This is a genomic window from Arthrobacter mobilis, assembly GCF_012395835.1.
Lineage (GTDB): Bacteria > Actinomycetota > Actinomycetes > Actinomycetales > Micrococcaceae > Crystallibacter > Crystallibacter mobilis.
The window spans coordinates 222,243-238,810 of the sequence record NZ_JAAZSQ010000001.1 but is presented as its reverse complement, the minus strand read 5'-3'; the positions used below and the strand labels follow the sequence as shown (position 1 = coordinate 238,810).

The window sequence follows — 16,568 nt, the reverse complement described above, 5'->3', positions numbered from 1 at the left end:
TACCTCAGACGCGGAGGCCGGCGCCAAGCGGAATGACGTGCGGCCGGCCCTCGGTCGGCTCCGGCACCACCTGCGCGGCCAGCCCGAAGACTTCCTGCAGCAGGTCCGGGGTGACCACCTCCGCCGGGGTGCCCTGGGCGACGATGCGGCCGGCCTTCATCGCGACCATGTGGTCGCTGTACCGGGCGGCCAGGGAAATGTCGTGCAGCACCATGACGACGGTCCGGCCGTGCCGGCGGTTCAGGCCGCGGACCAGCTCGAGCACCTCCACCTGGTGGGCCAGATCCAGGTAGGTGGTCGGCTCGTCCAGCAGCAGGATGCCGGCTTCCTGGGCCAGCGTCATGGAGATCCAGGCCCGCTGCCGCTGCCCGCCGGAGAGCTCCTCGACCGGATGGTCCGCAAGGTCCAGCAGGTCGGTGGCCGCCAGCGCTTCGGCGACCACCGCCTGGTCCGCGCCCGAGAACTGCTGGTACCACTTCTGCCGCGGATGGCGCCCGCGCGAGACCAGGTCCGCCACGGTCAGCCCGGAGGGGGCCGACGGCGTCTGCGGCAGCACGCTCAGCTGCGTGGCAATGTGGCGGGTGGACAGCTTTGCCAGCGGTTCGCCGTCGAGCGTCACCCTCCCGGAGCGCGGGGGCAGCAGCCGGCCCAGCCCGCGCAGCAGCGTCGACTTGCCGCAGCCATTCGGCCCGATCACGGCGGTGACCTTGGCGTCCGGAACGGACAGCGTCAGGCCGCTGATGATGTCCCGGCCGTCGTAGCCCAGGGTGAGGGATTCGGCCCGCAACCGGCCGGGCAGGGGCAGCTCGGTCACGTGAGCCTCCTTTGGTAACGCAGAATCAGGTAGATCAGGTACGGGGCGCCCACCACCGACGTGACCACGCCGACCGGCAGCGGCAGTGCCAGGGCGTTGGCCGCGGCGGTGTCCGCCAGCAGCACGAAGACGGCCCCGGTCAGCGCCGAGGCGGCCACCGGCGGGACCACTGCCCCGGTGAGGATCCGGGCGATCTGCGGGCTGGCCAGCGCCACGAACACCAGCGGGCCCGCCACCACGGTGCCGACCGAGGCGAGCAGCACCGCAATGCTGAGCATGGTGAGCCTGACGGCGCCGATGCGGGTGCCCAGGCCGACGGCGGTGTCGTCACCGAGGCTGGCCAGCAGCAGCCGGCTGCCGCCGGCGGCGGCGGCGGTCAGCAGGCCGGCGGCCAGGCCGAGCATCGGCGCCACCAGCGGCCAGTCCTTGCCGTTGAGCGAGCCCATCATCCAGGTCAGCGCCTGGGCCGCGCTGGTGACGTCACCCAGGGTCAGCAGCCAGGTGGTCAGGCTGACGGCAAAGCCGTTGATGCCCAGGCCCACCAGCACCAGCCGGTAACTGTCGATCCCGCCCCGGTAGGCCAGCAGGTAGACGGCCACACCGCTGGCCACGCCGGCGGCGAAGGCGGCCAGCGGCATGCCGACGACGGCCGCCGCTCCGCTCAGGCCCGCGGCCCCGCCGCCGGCGGCTATCAGCACCGCCACGGCTCCCAGGGACGCCCCGGCGGTCACCCCGAGCACGTCCGGGCTGGCCAGCGGGTTGCGCGCCACCGTCTGGGTGACCGCCCCGGCTGCGGCCAGGCAACTGCCGGCAATGACCGCCGCCACCATCCGGGGCGCGCGGAATTCGGTGACCGCCAGGTGGATCTTCGCATCCGTGGCGTCCCCGAACATGGCCCGCAGTACGTCCGGGTAGGCCAGCGCCGTTCCGCCGTGGGCCAGGTGCACGGCCATGGCCGCGACCAGCAGCACCAGCAGCACCGCGCCCACGGCCAGCCCGCGGGGCCGGAAGCGGACGGACACCGGGCCCAGCCGCAGCACGCGGACGGAACGGAAGGCCGCCTGCGGCCGGTCGGCGACGGACGTGCTCATACGGTCACCAGCTTCCGCCGGCGGGCCAGGATGACGAAGAACGGCGCGCCGATCACGGCCAGCACCACACCAACGGACAGTTCGCCCGGACGGGCGATGACCCGCCCGGCAGTGTCGGCGAGCAGCAGCAGGGCCGCGCCAAGCACGGCGGAGGCGGGCACCAGCCAGCGGTAGTCGGCTCCGACCAGCGCCCGGGCCAGGTGCGGAACCAGCAGGCCGGCGAAGGCGATCGGCCCGGCCAAGGTCACGGCGGTTCCGGCCAGCAGGGTGATGGCGGCGATGCCGGCGCACCGGGCACGCAGCAGCGAGGTGCCCAGCGAGGTGGCCGTGTCCTCGCCCAGCGCCAGCGTGTTCAGCGCCGGAATGTTCAGCAGCGCCAGCAGCAGCCCGGCCAGCAGGAACGGCCACACCGCCGGGAGCGCGTCATTGCGCACGGCCAGCGACCCGACCTGCCAGAAGCGCAGCGTGTCCAGGGCCGCCGCATTCAGCAGCACAATGCCGGTCACCAGGCCGGTGCACAGGGCCGTGACGGCAGCTCCGGCAAGCACCAGCGTGACCGGCGTCTGCCCGTGCCGCGAGGCCGTGCCGATCAGGAACACCAGGACGCTCGCCAGCAGGGCCCCGGCGAAGGCCAGCACCGCCTGGACCAGCGGCAGCTGCTGGCCGGCCACCGCCGTCACGGCCACGATCGCCAGCGCGGCGCCCTGGTTGATGCCCAGCAGCCCCGGATCCGCTACCGCGTTGCGGGTATGCCCCTGCGTGAGCGTCCCGGCCACGCCGAGGCAGATGCCTGCGGCGATGCCGGTCAGCGTCCGCGGCCAGCGCAGTTCCCGGATCGTCACATCCATGGTGGTGCCCGACGGCGTGAACAGCGCGTGCCAGATCTGCGCCGGCGAGGACGGCTCGCTCCCCACGCAGACACTGGCCGCGGCGCCCACCGCCAGCAGCAGCACCGCCGCAGCCAGCCAGCGGGGGCCGGAACGTCGGCGCGCCGGGCGCGCTGCCTGCCGGCCACCCGGTACGTTCGGTGGAGCCGCCTCCGCCGGCGGTTCCTCCGGGGACGGGGTGTCCCTGCCGGCACTGCGCCGCAGCGTTCCCGAAGTTTTCAAGGGGTCCTACTCATGCGTCGGGGATATTACGTCAGGGTCGTGGTGCGTAATTCAAAACTGCTGCTACAGTCTACGACGGATCCGAGCTTAGCCTTACCTAACCACGCCGCAGAACTTCCGAAAGAGAGCCGTATGAAAACCCACATCCTGAAGAAATTTTGGGCAGTCGCCGCCGGTGCCGCCCTGCTGGGCACGGCCGCGTGCAGCGCCCCGGCCACCAGCGGCACCGCCGAGAGCCCTGCCGGGGAGGCCGGCTACCCGCTGACCATGGAGCACGCCATGGGATCGACCACCATCGAGTCGAAGCCCACCCGCGTCGTCGCCCTGGACCCCAGCTACTCCGACGCCGCCCTGCTGCTGGACGCGGACCTGGCCGGCTACGTGGAGTACCGCCAGGATCCGGGCCAGCCGTTCGCCCCCTACCTGGGCGACGTCAAGGAAGCCACCGCGGAGTCTGTGAACGTGGGCACGCTGGCCGAGCCCGACCTGGAGAAGATCCTGGAACTGGATCCGGACCTGATCGTCTCCGCCCAGGTGCGGCACGAGGCGCTCTACGACCAGCTCTCGAAGATCGCTCCCACCATCTTCTCCGTCAGCACCGGCCCGACCTGGAAGGAGAACGTCGTCTTCCTGGGCGAGGCCCTGGGCAAGAAGGAGCAGGCCGAGGAAGCTGTTGCCGCCTATGAGGAACGCGCCAAGAAGGTCGGCGAGGCGATCCTGGCCAAGAAGCCGGAGACCACCTACTCGCTGATCCGCTTCGCCGGCGAAGACACCGCCCGCCTGTACTCCTCCGACTCCTTCATCGGCGAGATCATGGCCGACATGGGCATCCCCCGGCCGAAGGGCGCCCCGGACACCACCGAGTCGATCTTCGTGCCGCTCTCGGCCGAGCAGATCCTCGACGGCGACGCCGGGCTGGTCATGGTCAGCACCTGGGCCCCGGCCGGCGCCGAGGGCGACGCCTCGCGGGCACAGCAGGAGAAGTTCGAGTCCAACCCGCTGTGGAAGCGGCTCAAGGGCGACGTGGTGACGGTCGACGACGAAACCTTCGTCGCCTCCGTGAGCATCCAGGGTGCGCACGCCGCCATCACCGAACTGGCCGGGCACTTCGGCGTGGACCCGCAGCTGCCGTAACGGCTGGGACACCTGCACGGCGGCGCCGGCACCCGGACGGGTACCGGCGCCGCCGTGCGCCCGGACCTTGCCTCCGGACCCTAGTTGAGCACGAAGACGTTGACCACCACGCTGTCCGGGTGCCGCTCGCCGGTGCCGACCAGGATCTTCGAGTTCAGCCACTCCCATTCCCCGGAGGCGGTGAACTTCGGCAGGCAGCGGAAGTAAATCCGCGCCGGGTCCACTTTCTCGCCGCGCACCAGGCGCTCGATGTCCTCCCGGGACCCGGTACGCAACCCAAAGTTCTCGACGTAAATCCGCTCGCCGCCGTCGGTTTCGATGGCGTACTTCGCCTCCAGTTCGGTCAGCGTCTCGCTCCTGAGCAGCTGGTAATCCGCACCCAACGGCAGGACCTTGCCCTTCAGGGCCGGGCCATCGACAGTGCCGCCCTCGATCGGAATGATGCGCCGGCGGCCGGCCGGGGTGGACCCGATTTCGGCAGGGGTGCCGACCTTGATGGTCAGCGTTGCCAGGTACTCCAGTTCGGGGGTGATCATGGCACCCATCTTAGGGCGGCCCGGCACCCTGCCTTGGAATACCGCGCGCTGCCGGCCGTCCCTGCCCGGGGCTCCGCGGCCGCGCCTGCCGGTACCACTGGGCGCAGAACACGGTGACCAGGGCCAGATCGATGAGGTCTCCGCCGTAGTACATCAGGACGCCCCCGGCCTCCGCCTGCGCTGAAGGTACTCCCATTGGCGGATGGGCGTAGATGTATTTGGACAGGCTGGCGTGTCCGGCGGCTGCGAGGAGCAGCACCGCCGTCCGGGTGGCGAACCCGGCCCGGTGCGGGGACGGATCGATGCCGATGATGGAAGCGGTGAAAAGGTATCCGGCAACCAGGAAATGCAGCTGCACGGCCAGGTGCACGAGCGGGTTGTCCAGCATCGGGGCGCCGGCAGGAGTCGCATAGAGCACCCAGAGCGGAGCGACGTTGAGCACACCCGCCGTCACGGGATGGGAGAGGATGCGTACCGGTGTGCTCTTGAGCAGGTGCGCGAGCCTGCGGGCCGGCACCGGTGGCAGGGACCGCAGGGCCAGGGTGACCGGAGCGGCAGGAACCAGCAGAAGCGGGGCCAGCATGCCAACCAGCAGGTGGGACAACAGATGGGCGGTGAAATCCGTGTATGCCCGTGCCGCGAGCGGGCCGACGAATCCGGCAGCCGCGGCAGCGGTCCCGCCTGCCCACAGCAGGATCCGGCTCATCGGCCAGCCCTGCCCGGTCCGGCGTACCCGCAGCGCAGCCCCGACGTAGCACCCGATCGCCAACATCAAGGGAAGGGCGAAGAGAGCGTCGAGGCCGAAGCCGCCGCCATGCTGGTGCATAGCTCAGGCGTTCGGCCGGGCCCGCCGGGCGCGGACAGCCAGCACGGCCCCGGTGCCCAGCAGCAGCAGGCTGACCGCATTCCAGATCAGGTCATACGGGAGGATGTCGACCCCGTAGCGGATCTGGTGCAGCTGCAGGACCTTGTGGTTGATCAGGCCGTCGAAGAGCTGGAAGCCGCCCAGGCCCAGGAAGAGCCCGGCCCGCGCGACCTGCCGGGAGTATGTGCCGCGCCGGTGTGTGTCAGCCAGCAGAAAGAATCCGGCCACCAGGATGAACAGTTCGGCAGCGTGCAGCAGCCCGTCGGAGAGCAACGCGATGTCGCCGGTCGAGCGGTCGTAGAAGTGGTGCCAGGCCAGCACCTGGTGGAAGATGATCTCGTCGACAGCTGCCATCACGCCGACGCCGATCATCAGGGCTGCCCAAAGCGAGCGGTCCCTGCGCAAGGCAGGCCGCGGAACCTGTGGAGCTCCCATCCCAGTCCTCCCTGACTGCCAAACAGGCACCGTAGCCGGTAGCGAACCGTCACATGCACACTCTAGGCCCGGATCGCGCGCTCGCCCCGCTCCCCCGTGCTGACCCTGATCACCTGGGTGGCCGGGACCACCCAGATCTTGCCGTCGCCGATATGCCCGGTGCGGGCCGCGGCCACGATCTCGTTGATGATCCATTCCACGTCCTCGTCCGTGGCCAGGATGTCCAGACGCACCTTGGGCACCGTTTCCACAGTGATGGCCGCGCCCCGGTAGCTTTCGGTGTGGCCGCTCTGGCGGCCGACGCCGGAAACCGGGGCGATGGTCATGCCGCTGACGCCGAGCCCCTTCAGGGCGGTCTTGACGTCCTCGAGCTTTTGGGGCTGGATCACGGCGGTAATCAATTGCATGGCGGGCTCCTTGGTCGGCCGGCTTACCCATCCGGCACGGCGGTGACGGTCCCGGCGGCACCGTCCACGGTGATGGTCTGGCCGGTGGCCAGCTGCAGGGTGGCATCCGGTACGCCGACCACGGCGGGGATGCCGTATTCGCGGGCCACTACGGCCCCGTGCGAAATGGCTCCGCCCATCTCCATCACCAGCGCACCGGCCGTCATGAACAGCGGCGTCCAGCCCGGGTCGGTGGACGGCGCCACCAGGATTTCCCCCGGTTCCAGCCGGGCCCCGACCGGGTCCAGGATCACGCGGGCCTTCCCGGTCACGGTCCCGGCCGAGGCCGGGCTGCCGGCCAGCACCAGCCGGTCCGCCGCGCCCGGCGCCGTTGCCCCCGCCGTACCGGCCGCCGTCGTTGCGGCCGCGCCGGACGCCGCTGCCGCCGCTTCGACGTCGGTGCCGTCGGAGAGCAGCAGCCGGGGCACATAGCGCCGCTGCAGTTCGCGCTCGTAGCTGCGCCGGCGCCGGGCCACCAGATCCTTCAGCTCGGCCCCGCGCAGGCCCACCCGGGCCTCATCCGGGGCCAGGAAGTAGATGTCCTCCGCGGCAGCGATCCGTCCCTCGGCGGCGAGCGTCCCGCCGACGGCGGTGAGCTGGCGGCGCAGGGCGGCGAAGGTGAGGATGATGTAGAACTTGGGCTGCTCGCGCAGGCCGGCCAGCGCGCGGGTCCGCCGCAGGCACCATCCGACGGCGGCACCGCGCAGCCGGTTGTGCCTCCGGGCGCGGGAGGTGAGATCGGCGACCTTCTCCTCGGCCTGCCCGGCGGCGCGGGCGAACTGGACGTCCGGGGCCGGCTGCGCGCCGGTGGTCCGCAGGTAGTTGGCGACGACCCCGAGCAGGTGTGCCGGATCCTCGGACCAGCGCGGCATGCCCAGGTCGATCTCGGCCACCGCCCGGTGCCCGTAGCGGGCCAGGAAGCCAGCCAGCAGATCCTGCAGCACCGCCGGCAGGCTGCCGGCGCGGTAGCGGCGGGACAGTTCCGCCGCGGATTCATCGGCCAGTACCCGGACCGATTCGGGATCCTTGCGGACGTTGGTGGCCAGCTGCCACAGCTGCAGGTCCATTTCCGTGGTGACATTGTGCGGCAGGCCCCGCAGCACGGTCTGCAGCTCGCCGGGTTCGGCAATGCCGCGCAGCAGCCAGCGGGCCAGGCCGAGCAGGGCAAACCCGGTGGCCGGCGCCGGCAGTACCGCTGGCACCAGGGTCCTGAAGGCCGTGGACATGGTCCGTTCCACAAAGTCCAGCCGCTGCACGGGCGTGGCCGGCCCGGACAGCTCCAGCCGCTGTTCAAGGGTGTGTCCCAGCGCCTGGATCCGGCTCAGCGCGGCCCGGGGCCGGGCGGCGGCCTCGAGGATCCGCAGCAGCAGGAGCCCCACCTGCTTCAGGTCGCTGCCCGAGAGCAGGTTCGGGGACCAGCTGCCGCGGATGACGGAGAACCGCGGATCCTCGTAAAGTCCCTGCAGCAGCGCTGCCGAGCGCGCCTCGGCCACCCGGAACATCCTGAGCATGGTCCGCCGGCCGCTGCGGCTGCGCACCACCGGGGTCAGGTCGATGAACGGGCGCTGGCCGCCTTCGGCGATCCGCCAGCCGGTACGGGCGTCCTGCATCGAGGTGATGGCGGCCAAGCCCATCGGGGTGAACGGCCGGATGAGCCCCTGGGCCAGGCTCGCGCACAGGTACACCCGGGTGCCCCCGGCCGGGACCGCTGCCTCGGGCACCGGGTACAGCGTGGTGATGGCCCGGGACTGGGTGAGCCGGATGGTCCCGTCCTGCTCCGCTGCCCATTCCAGGTCCTGCGGGCAGCCGAAGACCTCCTCCGCCTTGGCCCCCAGCGCCGCGAGCTCGCGCAGCTGCGCGTCCGAGATGCAGGCCCGTGCCGCGCCCTGCTCCTGCCCGTCGCCCTGCCGGCCGCCCAGGGTCCGCTCCAGCACCCGGCCGCTGGCGGTGTCCAGCACAAAGTGGTCCGGGTTCACCGCGCCGGAGACCACTGCATCACCCAGCCCCGGCACTGCGTCGATCACCGCCTGCCGGCGCGTGCCGGTGAGCGGGTTGGCGGTGAACAGGACGCCCGCAGCGGCCGCCGGCACCATTTCCTGGACGACGACGGCGAGGGCCACGCTGTGCTGCCCGATGCCGTGGGCGGCCCGGTAGGCTACCGCGCGGTCCGTCCAAAGCGATGCCCAGCAGCGGCGCACGGCCTCCAGCACGGCGTCGGCGCCGGAAACATTGAGGAAAGTGTCCTGCTGCCCGGCGAAACTTGCGTCAGGCAGGTCCTCGGCGGTGGCCGAGGACCTGACGGCCACCGGCAGATTGGGACCCAGCTCCGCGTAGGCTTCGCGGACCGCCTCCGCCACCTCGGCGGGAATGACGGCGGCCAGGACCGCCTCGCGCGCCCGGCCCGCCGCCTCGGCCAGGCCCGGTCCATCGGCGGCATCCACCTGCCCGGCCGCTTCCACCGGTCCTTCCAGGCCGATGGCCTCGGCCATGATGCGGTAGGCCGCCGTCGTCAGGCAGAAGCCACCCGGGACCGGCAGCCCCGCAGCCATCAGCAGACCCAGATTCAGTGCCTTGCCACCCACCTCGGGCAGCATCCCGGCGCCGATCCGTGCCAGTTCGACGACGAGATGGTCCTGGCGCACCGCGTCCATCCTCTCCCTGGTCCTCGCCCCGCGCAGGTGGTACGTCCTGCCGACTATATGCCCGCCGGCCGCACCGCTCAATGGCCGGCGGCCCCGGACACCCCGGCGCCCCAGGAGGAATTGGTCAGGTGTACAGCGAGACCGGCTGGACGGTGCCGTTGAGGAAGTGCGCGCCCACCTCGATCTTCTTGTAGTCCACCGGGTCATGCAGGCTGTGCGTGCGGATATTGCGCCAGTAGACGTCCAGCCCGATGGAGTTCCTCGTCGAGGAGGCCCCGGTCACCTCGAACACCCGCGAGGCCACCTCCAGTCCCACCTCGGTGGAGACCACCTTCAGGCCCGCGATGGCCAGCTCCAGCTCCGCCCGGTCCTCGGCGGTGACCGCGGCGCCGAGGCCGGCGACGCCGTCGAACCTGCGGTTCAGCGCATCGGCGAGCGCCCGGACCGCCTCGGTCCTGGCCACCAGTTCGCCGTAGACCCGGTGCACCACCGGGTCCTCGGCGTAGGTGTCGGCGCCGGAGAGGAACCAGGAGTTCTTCCGCGCGCGGGTCAGCTCCCGGGCCTGGGCCAGGGCGCCCTCGGCGACGGCCAGGTAGATGTTGCCGAACAGCAGCTGCACGCCCGGGGTCACCACCGAGGAGAACGGTTCGCCGGTGTCTGTGCCGATCACATCCTCGGGTGTCACAGCGACGGCGGTGAAGCGCACCGCCCCGGAGGCCGAGGCGCGCTGGCCCAGGTGGTCCCAGGTGTCCAGGTGCTCGATGCCCTCGCGCCGGGCGTCCAGGGCGAAGACCACCAGTTCGCCGTCGTACGCTCCGCCGCTGGCCACGGCGGCGGAGATCAGCCGGTCCGCCGCGGCGGCCCCGGTGGCGAAGTGCTTGGTCCCGGAGAGCCGGTACCCGTCCCCGTCCGCCACCAGTTCCAGGTCCGGATCCACCGGGTTGAACGCGTCCGCCCAGACCCAGCCGCCCGCGGCGCTGGCCGGTACCATGCGTCCTGGTCCGCCCGCGCACCGTAGAAGGTGATGCAGGCCGAGTTCAGGTAGTGGTAGCCGAGGATCTGCCCGATCGAGGCGTCCGCCCGGGCCACGGTGCGGACCGCCGCGAAGGCCGTCTCCCAGTGCCCGCCCTCGCCGCCGGCAGCGCGCGGGATGAGCAGGTTGACCAGGCCGGACTCGCGCAGCAGCGCCAGTTCGGCCACCGGGGCGGCGCCGGCACGGTCGCGCTCGACGGCGTCGCGCGCCAGTTCGGCGGCGACCGACCCGGCGACGGCGCTCCAGTGGGCCAGCTCATCGGCGCCGGCGTGGCCGGCCCAGGGGCTGCAGGGGACGGTATCGGTGCTCATGGTTGTTTCCTTTCGACGGCGGAGGGTCAGTGCAGCACTGCTGCCGGCCTGGCCCGGGCCACCACCGGCCCGGCGGCGAAGGCCAGCACCAACAGGGCCAGCACGCCGAAGGAGAACGGCCCGTAGCTCTCCTCCCCCACCAGGGTGGGCAGGTTCTGCAGGATGATCGCCACGAACAGCAGCAGTCCGGCCAGGCCCAGCGCCGGGGCCGTCCGCCGCCGCCAGGTGCTGCCGCCGCGCTCCTGCCGGGCGAAGAACGCGAGCACGGCCACGGAGGTGAGCACCAGCAGCAGCACGATGCCGACCGAGGAGATGCCGCCCAGCCAGGTGTAGAACTCCACTATCGGGTCCAGCCCCAGCAGCACCGCCGCCACGTTCAGCACGGCGACGACGCCGGCGGCAGCCAGCGAGGCGCGTGCCGGCGAACCGAACCGCTCGTGCGGGACGGACAGCGGCTGCGCGAAGACACCGCGGGAGGCCAGCTGGAAGATGTAGCGCGAGGCGATGTTGTGGAAGGAGAGGATGCAGGCGAACAGGCTGGTGACGAACAGCAGCGCGATAATGTGCCCGCCTGCCGCGCCCAGGTAGGCTTCGGTCGTCGTCTGCAGGATGGTGCCTGGGTTCGCCGTGGATTCCTCGACGACCTTGGACTGGCCGACGCCGCTGACCAGCAGCCAGCTGGAGAGGGTGTAGAAGCCGCCGATCGACAGCAGCGATATGTAGGTGGCCCTGGGGATGGTCCGGTCCGGGTCCCTCGCCTCGTCGCGGAACACGGCCGTGGCCTCGAAGCCGATGAAGCTCAGGATGGCGAACAGGATGCCGAAGCCGGGCGCGCCGGAGAGGATCTGGCCGGGGCTGACGATGCCGGTGGAGAAGCCTTCCGGTCCACCCCCGGAGAAGATGACGGCGGCGTCGAGCGCCAGCACGATGGCGACCTCGGCCAGCAGCAGCACCGCGAGCACCTTGCCGGAGAGTTCGATGTTGCGGTAGCCGAAGAGCACGACGGCGGCGAAGCCGGCCGCGGCCCAGACCCACCAGGGCAGTGCCGGGCCGCCGTAGGATTCCACCAGGCCGGCCAGGGCCGGGCCGAACAGGCCGAAGACCCCCGCTTCCAGGGCCAGGTAGGCCAGCAGGGCTATGAAGGCCGCGCCCAGGCCGGCACTGCGGCCCAGGCCTTTGTCGACATAGGAATAGAACGCCCCGGCCGTCGGCACGAAGCGGGTCATGGTGGTGAACCCGACGGAGAACAGCAGCAGCACGGCGGTGGCGATCACGAAGGCGAACGGGAAGCCGGCGCCGTTGCCGAAGGCGATGCCCAGCGGCACCGGGCCGCCGATCACGCCCAGCGGCGAGGCCGCGGCGACCACGATGAAGACAATGCCGGAGACGCCAAGCGAACCCCGGAGCCGGCTTCCGGCCGCGTGGGCCGTGCCGGTGGCCGGCGGCTGCGGCGCGGCGCTTGTATGAACGGTCATGGAAGGTCCTGTCACTGGTGCGGCCCCGCGGCTGGCGGGGCAGGGAAAGATCGACCGCCAATCTAGCGACCAGCCCGAAGCCGCACCGCCGTAGATGAAGGCGTGTGTGGCCGTGTGACGCCATGTTGCCGCCATGGCGTCCTGTGCCACCGGCAGAAAGCGGCCAATGGCAGGGGGTTGTCCCGTACTCGACCAGTTTTTCCTTGAAGAGGGACGCATTTGCGGCTGTAGGATGGGTCGCATGCCGCAGATACGGATTTCCGATGCCGCGCGCTTCCTGGGCGTCAGTGACGACACGGTGCGGCGCTGGGTGGACTCCGGCCAGCTGTCCGGCGCGAAGGACGCCTCCGGCTACGCCGCGGTGGACGGGCTGGACCTGGCCCGGCTGGCCCGGAAGCAGGCGGTGCTCCCCGACGATCCGACGGGCATCGGCAGCTCGGCCCGGAACCGCTTCGTCGGCCTGGTCACGGACATCGTGATGGACAAGGTCATGGCACAGGTGGAGCTGCAGTGCGGTCCGCACCGCGTCGTCTCGCTCATGAGCGCCGAGGCAGTGCGTGACCTGGGGCTCGAGCCCGGATCGGTGGCCACCGCCGTCGTCAAGGCCACCACCGTCATTGTCGAGACTCCGCACGGCAAGGGCACGGCATGAGGGCGCTCCGCGGCCCGGCCGCGCTGGCCGCCGCCGGCGCGCTCGCCCTGGCCGGCTGCGGTGCCGGCGGAACGGCCCCGGCGGAATCCGGCAACGGCGCCGGCGGCTCGCTAACGGTCTTCGCCGCCGCCTCGCTCCAGCAGGTCTTCACCGAATTGGCCGGGGCCTTCGAGCAGCAGCACCCGGGCACCGACGTCGTGCTGAACTTCGCCGGATCCTCGGACCTGGCCACCCAGATCACCGCCGGCGCCCCGGCCGATGTCTTTGCCGCCGCCGACACCCGGACCATGGACCAGCTGGCGGCGGCTTCCCTGCTGGCCGGCGAGCCGGAGGAGTTCGCCAGCAATACCCTGACCATCGTGGTGCCGCCGGACAACCCGGCCGGCATCGACTCCTTCGCGGACCTGGCCGAACCAGGCACCGCTGTGGTGGTCTGCGCCCCGCAGGTACCCTGCGGGGCCGCCGCGGAGAAGGCCGCGGCGGCCGCGGGCACCACCCTGCAGCCGGCCAGCGAGGAAGCCTCGGTCACGGACGTGCTCGGCAAGGTATCTTCCGGCGAGGCGGACGCGGGCCTGGTCTACATCACGGATGCCCGGAATGCCGCCGGCCGGGTCACGGCGGTGCCCTTCGCGGAGGCCGCCGCGGCGGTGAACACCTACCCCATCGCCGCCGTCGACGGCAGCGGACAGCAGCAGCTGGCCGCGGAGTTCATCGACCTGGTCACCGGCGGCACCGGCCGGCAGGTCCTGTCCGCGGCCGGCTTCGGCCTGCCCTGACGATGGCACGCAGCGCACACCCCGCCGGCTACTCCGGCCTGCCCCGGTGGATCATGGTGCCCGCGGCCCTGGGCTTCGGGGCCGTCCTGCTGCCGCTGGCCGCACTGGCCGCGCGGGTGGACTGGGCCGGCTTCCTCCCGCTGGTGACCTCCGCTTCCTCGCTGGCGGCACTGGGCCTCAGCCTGCGCACCGCCGCGGCCAGCACCGTCCTGTGCCTGGTCCTGGGCATTCCGACGGCGCTGGTGCTGGCCCGCGCCAGCTTCCCCGGGCAGCAACTGCTGCGCGCCCTGGTGCTGCTGCCGCTGGTGCTGCCGCCGGTGGTGGGCGGCATCGCCCTGCTGTACACGTTCGGCCGCCGCGGGCTGCTCGGCCCGGCCCTGGAGGTGGCGGGGATCCAGATTGCGTTTTCGACGGCGGCGGTGGTGCTGGCGCAGACCTTCGTGGCCCTGCCCTTCCTGGTGGTCAGCCTCGAGGGTGCCCTGCGCACGGCCGGGCACCGGTACGAGGCGGTCGCCGCCACCCTGGGCGCCCGGCCGACGACGGTGCTCACCCGCGTCACCCTGCCGCTGATCCTGCCGGGCCTGGCCTCCGGGGCCGTGCTCGCCTTCGCCCGCGCGCTGGGCGAGTTCGGCGCCACGCTCACCTTCGCCGGCAGCCTCCAGGGCGTCACCCGGACACTCCCGCTGGAAATCTACCTGCAGCGCGAGACGGATCCGGACGCCGCCGTCGCCCTGTCCCTGGTGCTGGTCGCCGTGGCTGCCGCCGTCGTCGGCCTGGCCTACCGCCGCACGCTCAGCGGCGCCCTGGGGGTTGGTGGGCGGTGACCTTCCAGCTCGAGGCGGCAGTGGCGGCCAGGGACTTCGCGGCGTCCCTGGCGCTGGCACCGGGGGAAACCGTGGCGGTCCTGGGACCCAACGGCGCAGGCAAATCCACCCTGCTCTCGGTCACCGCCGGACTGCTGCGCCCGGATGCCGGCCGGGCCATGCTGGACGGGCGGACGCTGTTCGACCTGCCTGGCGGCACATGGCTGGCGCCGCATCTGCGCGGCACCGCGCTGCTGGCCCAGCAGCCGCTGCTCTTCCCGCACCTGAGCGTGCTGGAGAACGTCGCCTTCGGCCCGCGCAGCGCCGGCGCCGGCCGGCACGGCGCCCGGCAGAACGCCCGGCACTGGCTGGCCGAAGTGGACGCGCTCCATCTGGCCGGACGCCGGCCGGGGCAGCTCTCCGGCGGGCAGGCGCAGCGCGTCGCCGTCGCCCGGGCACTGGCCGCCGGCCCACAGCTGCTGCTGCTGGACGAGCCGATGTCCGCGCTTGACGTCGAGGCCGCCCCGATGCTACGGCGGCTGCTCAAGCGCGTGCTGGCCGGCCGCCGGGCCATTATCGTCACCCACGACGTGCTGGACGCGCTCCTGCTCGCGGACCGCGCCGTGGTGATGGAGGCCGGCCGCATCACCGAGGAAGGTCCCGTGCGCCGGATCCTGGAGCGCCCGCGCAGCCGCTTCGCCGCCGGCCTGGCCGGGCTGAACCTGCTGACCGGAACCATCACCGGGGACGGGATCCTGGCCACCGACGGCACCTCAGGGCTCGCCGCCGGCGCCACCGTCACCGGCACCGCGGACCCGGAAGCCGCACCCGGGCAGGTGGGCATCGCGGTGTTCCGCCCGGCCGAAGTGGCGGTCTTCCGCGAGCCGGTCCACGGCAGCCCGCGGAACACCTTCGCCGTCACCGTCACGGACGTGGAGCCGCACGGCGGGCACATCCGGATCCACGCCGGCGGGCTGTATGCCGACATTACCGCCGCCGCGGCCGCAGACCTGGACGTGGCTCCGGGCCTGCAGCTCTACTTTGCGGTCAAGGCCACCGCCGTGGACATCTTCCCCGCCTGAAACTCCGGGACGGGGCAGCGGATCAGGCCTTGAAGATGTCCCGGCGCACCCCCATGATGATCCGGTCCCCCGGCTGCGCCGTCTTCAGGTACCGCGTCACGTTTTTCAGTTCCAGCGCAATACAGCCGAAGGTCGCCACCGGATTGGCGTGCAGGAAGATGGCAAACCCTGCCCCCTGCCGGATCCTCTGCCCCGGGCCACGGTTGTAGTTGATCACCACCCCCTGCCGGTAGTCCCCGGTGGGGGCGCGCATGATCTGCCACAGGTTCTCGTCCGGCCAGCGCTCGAAGAACGGGGAGGCGGCCTCGTAGTACGTGTTGTAGGAGCTGCCCGGTGTGCCGCTCCAGCGCGAGCGCGGATTCAGCTGCCGGTAGGACAGCGCGGTGCCCGGGTTCCCTTCGCCAAAGGCTTCGGTCACGGTGTAGCTGCCCTGCGGCGACCAGCGGTGGGCGGTATGGCCGGAGGGAACGCCGGGCTTCCTGAAGCCCTTCAGTCCCACCGTGGCCGTTGCGGTTTCCCAGCTCTGCACGTAGATGGTGCCGACGCGCCTGCAGTTGACGAAATCCGCCTTGTAGGTGCCGTATTTCTCCGCGATGGCGAACGAAATCCGGTTGGCGTAACCATGACGGTAGCGGGTCTTGCCGGCGCCCAGGGCCCAGCACTCGTTCTTCGGATGGAAACTGGCCCCGGCCCTGCCGGCCACCAGGCTGCCGCCCTGGAACACCTGGGTGGTTTTGCCGTCCCTGGTCTTGCCCCATTGCAGCGGGTATCCGAGCTTGCCGGTCCGGCCGCCGCGTTCCTTCCAGCCGGCCAGCAGCCGTCCGGTGATGGTTTGGGCGCCGGTCGCCGCCGAGTAGGCAACCTGCCCCTTCTGGAAGGCCTGGATCGCGCCGGTCCCGGGCCCGCGCTTCATATCGGCGACCGGATAGCCCAGCTTGCCCACCTCGCTGCCGGCACCGCGGTACTTCCGGCCGATGGCATGGGTGAGTTCCACGGCCCGGGCGCCGGTCTTCGCGGTCCAGTAGATGGCCACCCGCTTGCTGCCCCGGGCCGGCCTGTAGGTGCGCACGCAGCCGCTCCTGGCCAGCCGGCAGTTGTAACTGCCCACCGGAATCAGCTTCAGGGACTTTGCCTTGGCCGCGATCCGTTTCCGGCCGGCTTCAGCGTGTGCCGGCCCTGCCGGCTTCGGGGCCGGAGAGCTCGACGGTTCGGGCGCCGGAGAACTCGACGGCTCCGGCGACGGCTCCGTTGCTGCCGACGTCGTGGCATCCGGCGAGGGCTGCACTACGGACGCGGTGGCGTCCGGCGAAGGCGACCTGGACGGGGTTGCATCCGGCGACGGCGATGCGGACGACGCGGTGCCG

At 71.7% G+C, this 16,568-nt stretch carries 17 protein-coding genes (1 of these 17 only partly in view); 5 read left to right on the top strand and 12 right to left on the bottom strand.

The annotated features are described in order from the left end of the window. Nucleotides 1-4: 4 nt before the first annotated feature. The 3 genes from HGG74_RS01160 to HGG74_RS01150 are packed head-to-tail and all read right to left on the bottom strand — an operon-like array spanning nucleotide 5 to nucleotide 3,014. Nucleotides 5-814, bottom strand: a complete 810-nt coding sequence (locus HGG74_RS01160) for an ABC transporter ATP-binding protein (protein ID WP_312856685.1) — start codon at nucleotides 812-814, stop codon at nucleotides 5-7. Then, the gene (locus HGG74_RS01155; protein ID WP_168484507.1) at nucleotides 811-1,905 is read right to left on the bottom strand and encodes a FecCD family ABC transporter permease; all 1,095 of its coding nucleotides are present in this window, start codon (nucleotides 1,903-1,905) and stop codon (nucleotides 811-813) included. The genes HGG74_RS01160 and HGG74_RS01155 overlap by 4 nt, the downstream gene beginning before the upstream one ends. After that, nucleotides 1,902-3,014, bottom strand: coding sequence for a FecCD family ABC transporter permease (locus HGG74_RS01150; RefSeq protein ID WP_246262501.1), 1,113 nt, complete (start codon nucleotides 3,012-3,014; stop codon nucleotides 1,902-1,904). The genes HGG74_RS01155 and HGG74_RS01150 overlap by 4 nt, the downstream gene beginning before the upstream one ends. 132 nt (nucleotides 3,015-3,146) lie before the next feature. Here HGG74_RS01150 and HGG74_RS01145 point away from each other — a divergent pair, with 132 nt between their 5' ends. Then, the gene (locus HGG74_RS01145) at nucleotides 3,147-4,148 is read left to right on the top strand and encodes an ABC transporter substrate-binding protein (protein ID WP_168484506.1); all 1,002 of its coding nucleotides are present in this window, start codon (nucleotides 3,147-3,149) and stop codon (nucleotides 4,146-4,148) included. An 80-nt stretch (nucleotides 4,149-4,228) separates the two neighbouring features. Here the strand turns inward: HGG74_RS01145 and HGG74_RS01140 are convergent, their stop codons facing one another. The 8 genes from HGG74_RS01140 to HGG74_RS01110 form a co-directional block, all read right to left on the bottom strand. Further along, nucleotides 4,229-4,684 carry a DUF3237 domain-containing protein gene (locus HGG74_RS01140; protein WP_246262499.1) on the bottom strand — a complete coding sequence of 152 codons (456 nt, stop codon included), beginning with the start codon at nucleotides 4,682-4,684 and terminating at the stop codon, nucleotides 4,229-4,231. Between the two features lie 10 nt (nucleotides 4,685-4,694). Next, nucleotides 4,695-5,510 carry a cytochrome c oxidase assembly protein gene (locus tag HGG74_RS01135; protein ID WP_168484504.1) on the bottom strand — a complete coding sequence of 272 codons (816 nt, stop codon included), beginning with the start codon at nucleotides 5,508-5,510 and terminating at the stop codon, nucleotides 4,695-4,697. 3 nt (nucleotides 5,511-5,513) lie between these two features. After that, a complete protein-coding gene (locus tag HGG74_RS01130; RefSeq protein ID WP_168484503.1) occupies nucleotides 5,514-5,984 on the bottom strand; it encodes a DUF2243 domain-containing protein in 471 nt (156 codons plus the stop codon). A gap of 62 nt (nucleotides 5,985-6,046) precedes the next feature. Beyond that, nucleotides 6,047-6,391 carry a P-II family nitrogen regulator gene (locus HGG74_RS01125; protein WP_168484502.1) on the bottom strand — a complete coding sequence of 115 codons (345 nt, stop codon included), beginning with the start codon at nucleotides 6,389-6,391 and terminating at the stop codon, nucleotides 6,047-6,049. 23 nt (nucleotides 6,392-6,414) lie between these two features. Then, nucleotides 6,415-9,081: a PEP/pyruvate-binding domain-containing protein gene (locus HGG74_RS01120; protein WP_168484501.1), complete on the bottom strand. Its 2,667-nt coding sequence runs from the start codon at nucleotides 9,079-9,081 to the stop codon at nucleotides 6,415-6,417. A 115-nt stretch (nucleotides 9,082-9,196) separates the two neighbouring features. Continuing rightward, nucleotides 9,197-9,988: an acyl-CoA dehydrogenase family protein gene (locus tag HGG74_RS01115; RefSeq protein WP_312856707.1), complete on the bottom strand. Its 792-nt coding sequence runs from the start codon at nucleotides 9,986-9,988 to the stop codon at nucleotides 9,197-9,199. Further along, a complete protein-coding gene (locus HGG74_RS21310) occupies nucleotides 9,913-10,416 on the bottom strand; it encodes an acyl-CoA dehydrogenase family protein (RefSeq protein WP_246262497.1) in 504 nt (167 codons plus the stop codon). Before HGG74_RS21310 ends, HGG74_RS01115 begins: the two co-directional genes overlap by 76 nt. A 26-nt stretch (nucleotides 10,417-10,442) precedes the next feature. Next, on the bottom strand, nucleotides 10,443-11,891 hold the full coding sequence (locus tag HGG74_RS01110; RefSeq protein WP_168484500.1) for an APC family permease: 1,449 nt from the start codon (nucleotides 11,889-11,891) through the stop codon (nucleotides 10,443-10,445). A gap of 241 nt (nucleotides 11,892-12,132) precedes the next feature. Between HGG74_RS01110 and HGG74_RS01105 the strand changes: the two genes are divergently transcribed. The 4 genes from HGG74_RS01105 to HGG74_RS01090 are packed head-to-tail and all read left to right on the top strand — an operon-like array spanning nucleotide 12,133 to nucleotide 15,204. Then, nucleotides 12,133-12,543, top strand: a complete 411-nt coding sequence (locus tag HGG74_RS01105) for a TOBE domain-containing protein (RefSeq protein ID WP_168484499.1) — start codon at nucleotides 12,133-12,135, stop codon at nucleotides 12,541-12,543. Further along, complete coding sequence (gene modA / locus HGG74_RS01100; protein WP_168484498.1) at nucleotides 12,540-13,319, top strand: molybdate ABC transporter substrate-binding protein; 780 nt, start codon at nucleotides 12,540-12,542, stop codon at nucleotides 13,317-13,319. Before HGG74_RS01105 ends, modA begins: the two co-directional genes overlap by 4 nt. 2 nt (nucleotides 13,320-13,321) lie before the next feature. Continuing rightward, entirely contained in the window at nucleotides 13,322-14,143 is an 822-nt protein-coding gene (locus HGG74_RS01095) for an ABC transporter permease (protein ID WP_168484497.1), read from the top strand. Then, complete coding sequence (locus HGG74_RS01090; RefSeq protein WP_168484496.1) at nucleotides 14,140-15,204, top strand: sulfate/molybdate ABC transporter ATP-binding protein; 1,065 nt, start codon at nucleotides 14,140-14,142, stop codon at nucleotides 15,202-15,204. The genes HGG74_RS01095 and HGG74_RS01090 overlap by 4 nt, the downstream gene beginning before the upstream one ends. 22 nt (nucleotides 15,205-15,226) lie before the next feature. Here the strand turns inward: HGG74_RS01090 and HGG74_RS01085 are convergent, their stop codons facing one another. Beyond that, nucleotides 15,227-16,568, bottom strand: partial view of a hypothetical protein gene (locus HGG74_RS01085; protein ID WP_246262562.1) — the 3' portion only. The gene runs 89 nt beyond the window's last position; only the last 1,342 of its 1,431 coding nucleotides appear in the window; its start codon lies beyond the right edge, outside the window — the gene reads right to left on this strand; its stop codon occupies nucleotides 15,227-15,229.

Coding starts and splice junctions, on each gene's coding strand:
- HGG74_RS01145 (WP_168484506.1), top strand. CDS start 3,147: ATGAAAACCCACATCCTGAAGAAATTTTGGGCAGTCGCCGCCGGTGCC.
- HGG74_RS01095 (WP_168484497.1), top strand. CDS start 13,322: ATGGCACGCAGCGCACACCCCGCCGGCTACTCCGGCCTGCCCCGGTGG.
- HGG74_RS01120 (WP_168484501.1), bottom strand. CDS start 9,081: ATGGACGCGGTGCGCCAGGACCATCTCGTCGTCGAACTGGCACGGATC.
- HGG74_RS01110 (WP_168484500.1), bottom strand. CDS start 11,891: ATGACCGTTCATACAAGCGCCGCGCCGCAGCCGCCGGCCACCGGCACG.
- HGG74_RS21310 (WP_246262497.1), bottom strand. CDS start 10,416: ATGAGCACCGATACCGTCCCCTGCAGCCCCTGGGCCGGCCACGCCGGC.
- HGG74_RS01105 (WP_168484499.1), top strand. CDS start 12,133: ATGCCGCAGATACGGATTTCCGATGCCGCGCGCTTCCTGGGCGTCAGT.
- HGG74_RS01140 (WP_246262499.1), bottom strand. CDS start 4,684: ATGATCACCCCCGAACTGGAGTACCTGGCAACGCTGACCATCAAGGTC.
- modA (WP_168484498.1), top strand. CDS start 12,540: ATGAGGGCGCTCCGCGGCCCGGCCGCGCTGGCCGCCGCCGGCGCGCTC.
- HGG74_RS01130 (WP_168484503.1), bottom strand. CDS start 5,984: ATGGGAGCTCCACAGGTTCCGCGGCCTGCCTTGCGCAGGGACCGCTCG.
- HGG74_RS01125 (WP_168484502.1), bottom strand. CDS start 6,391: ATGCAATTGATTACCGCCGTGATCCAGCCCCAAAAGCTCGAGGACGTC.
- HGG74_RS01135 (WP_168484504.1), bottom strand. CDS start 5,510: ATGCACCAGCATGGCGGCGGCTTCGGCCTCGACGCTCTCTTCGCCCTT.
- HGG74_RS01155 (WP_168484507.1), bottom strand. CDS start 1,905: ATGAGCACGTCCGTCGCCGACCGGCCGCAGGCGGCCTTCCGTTCCGTC.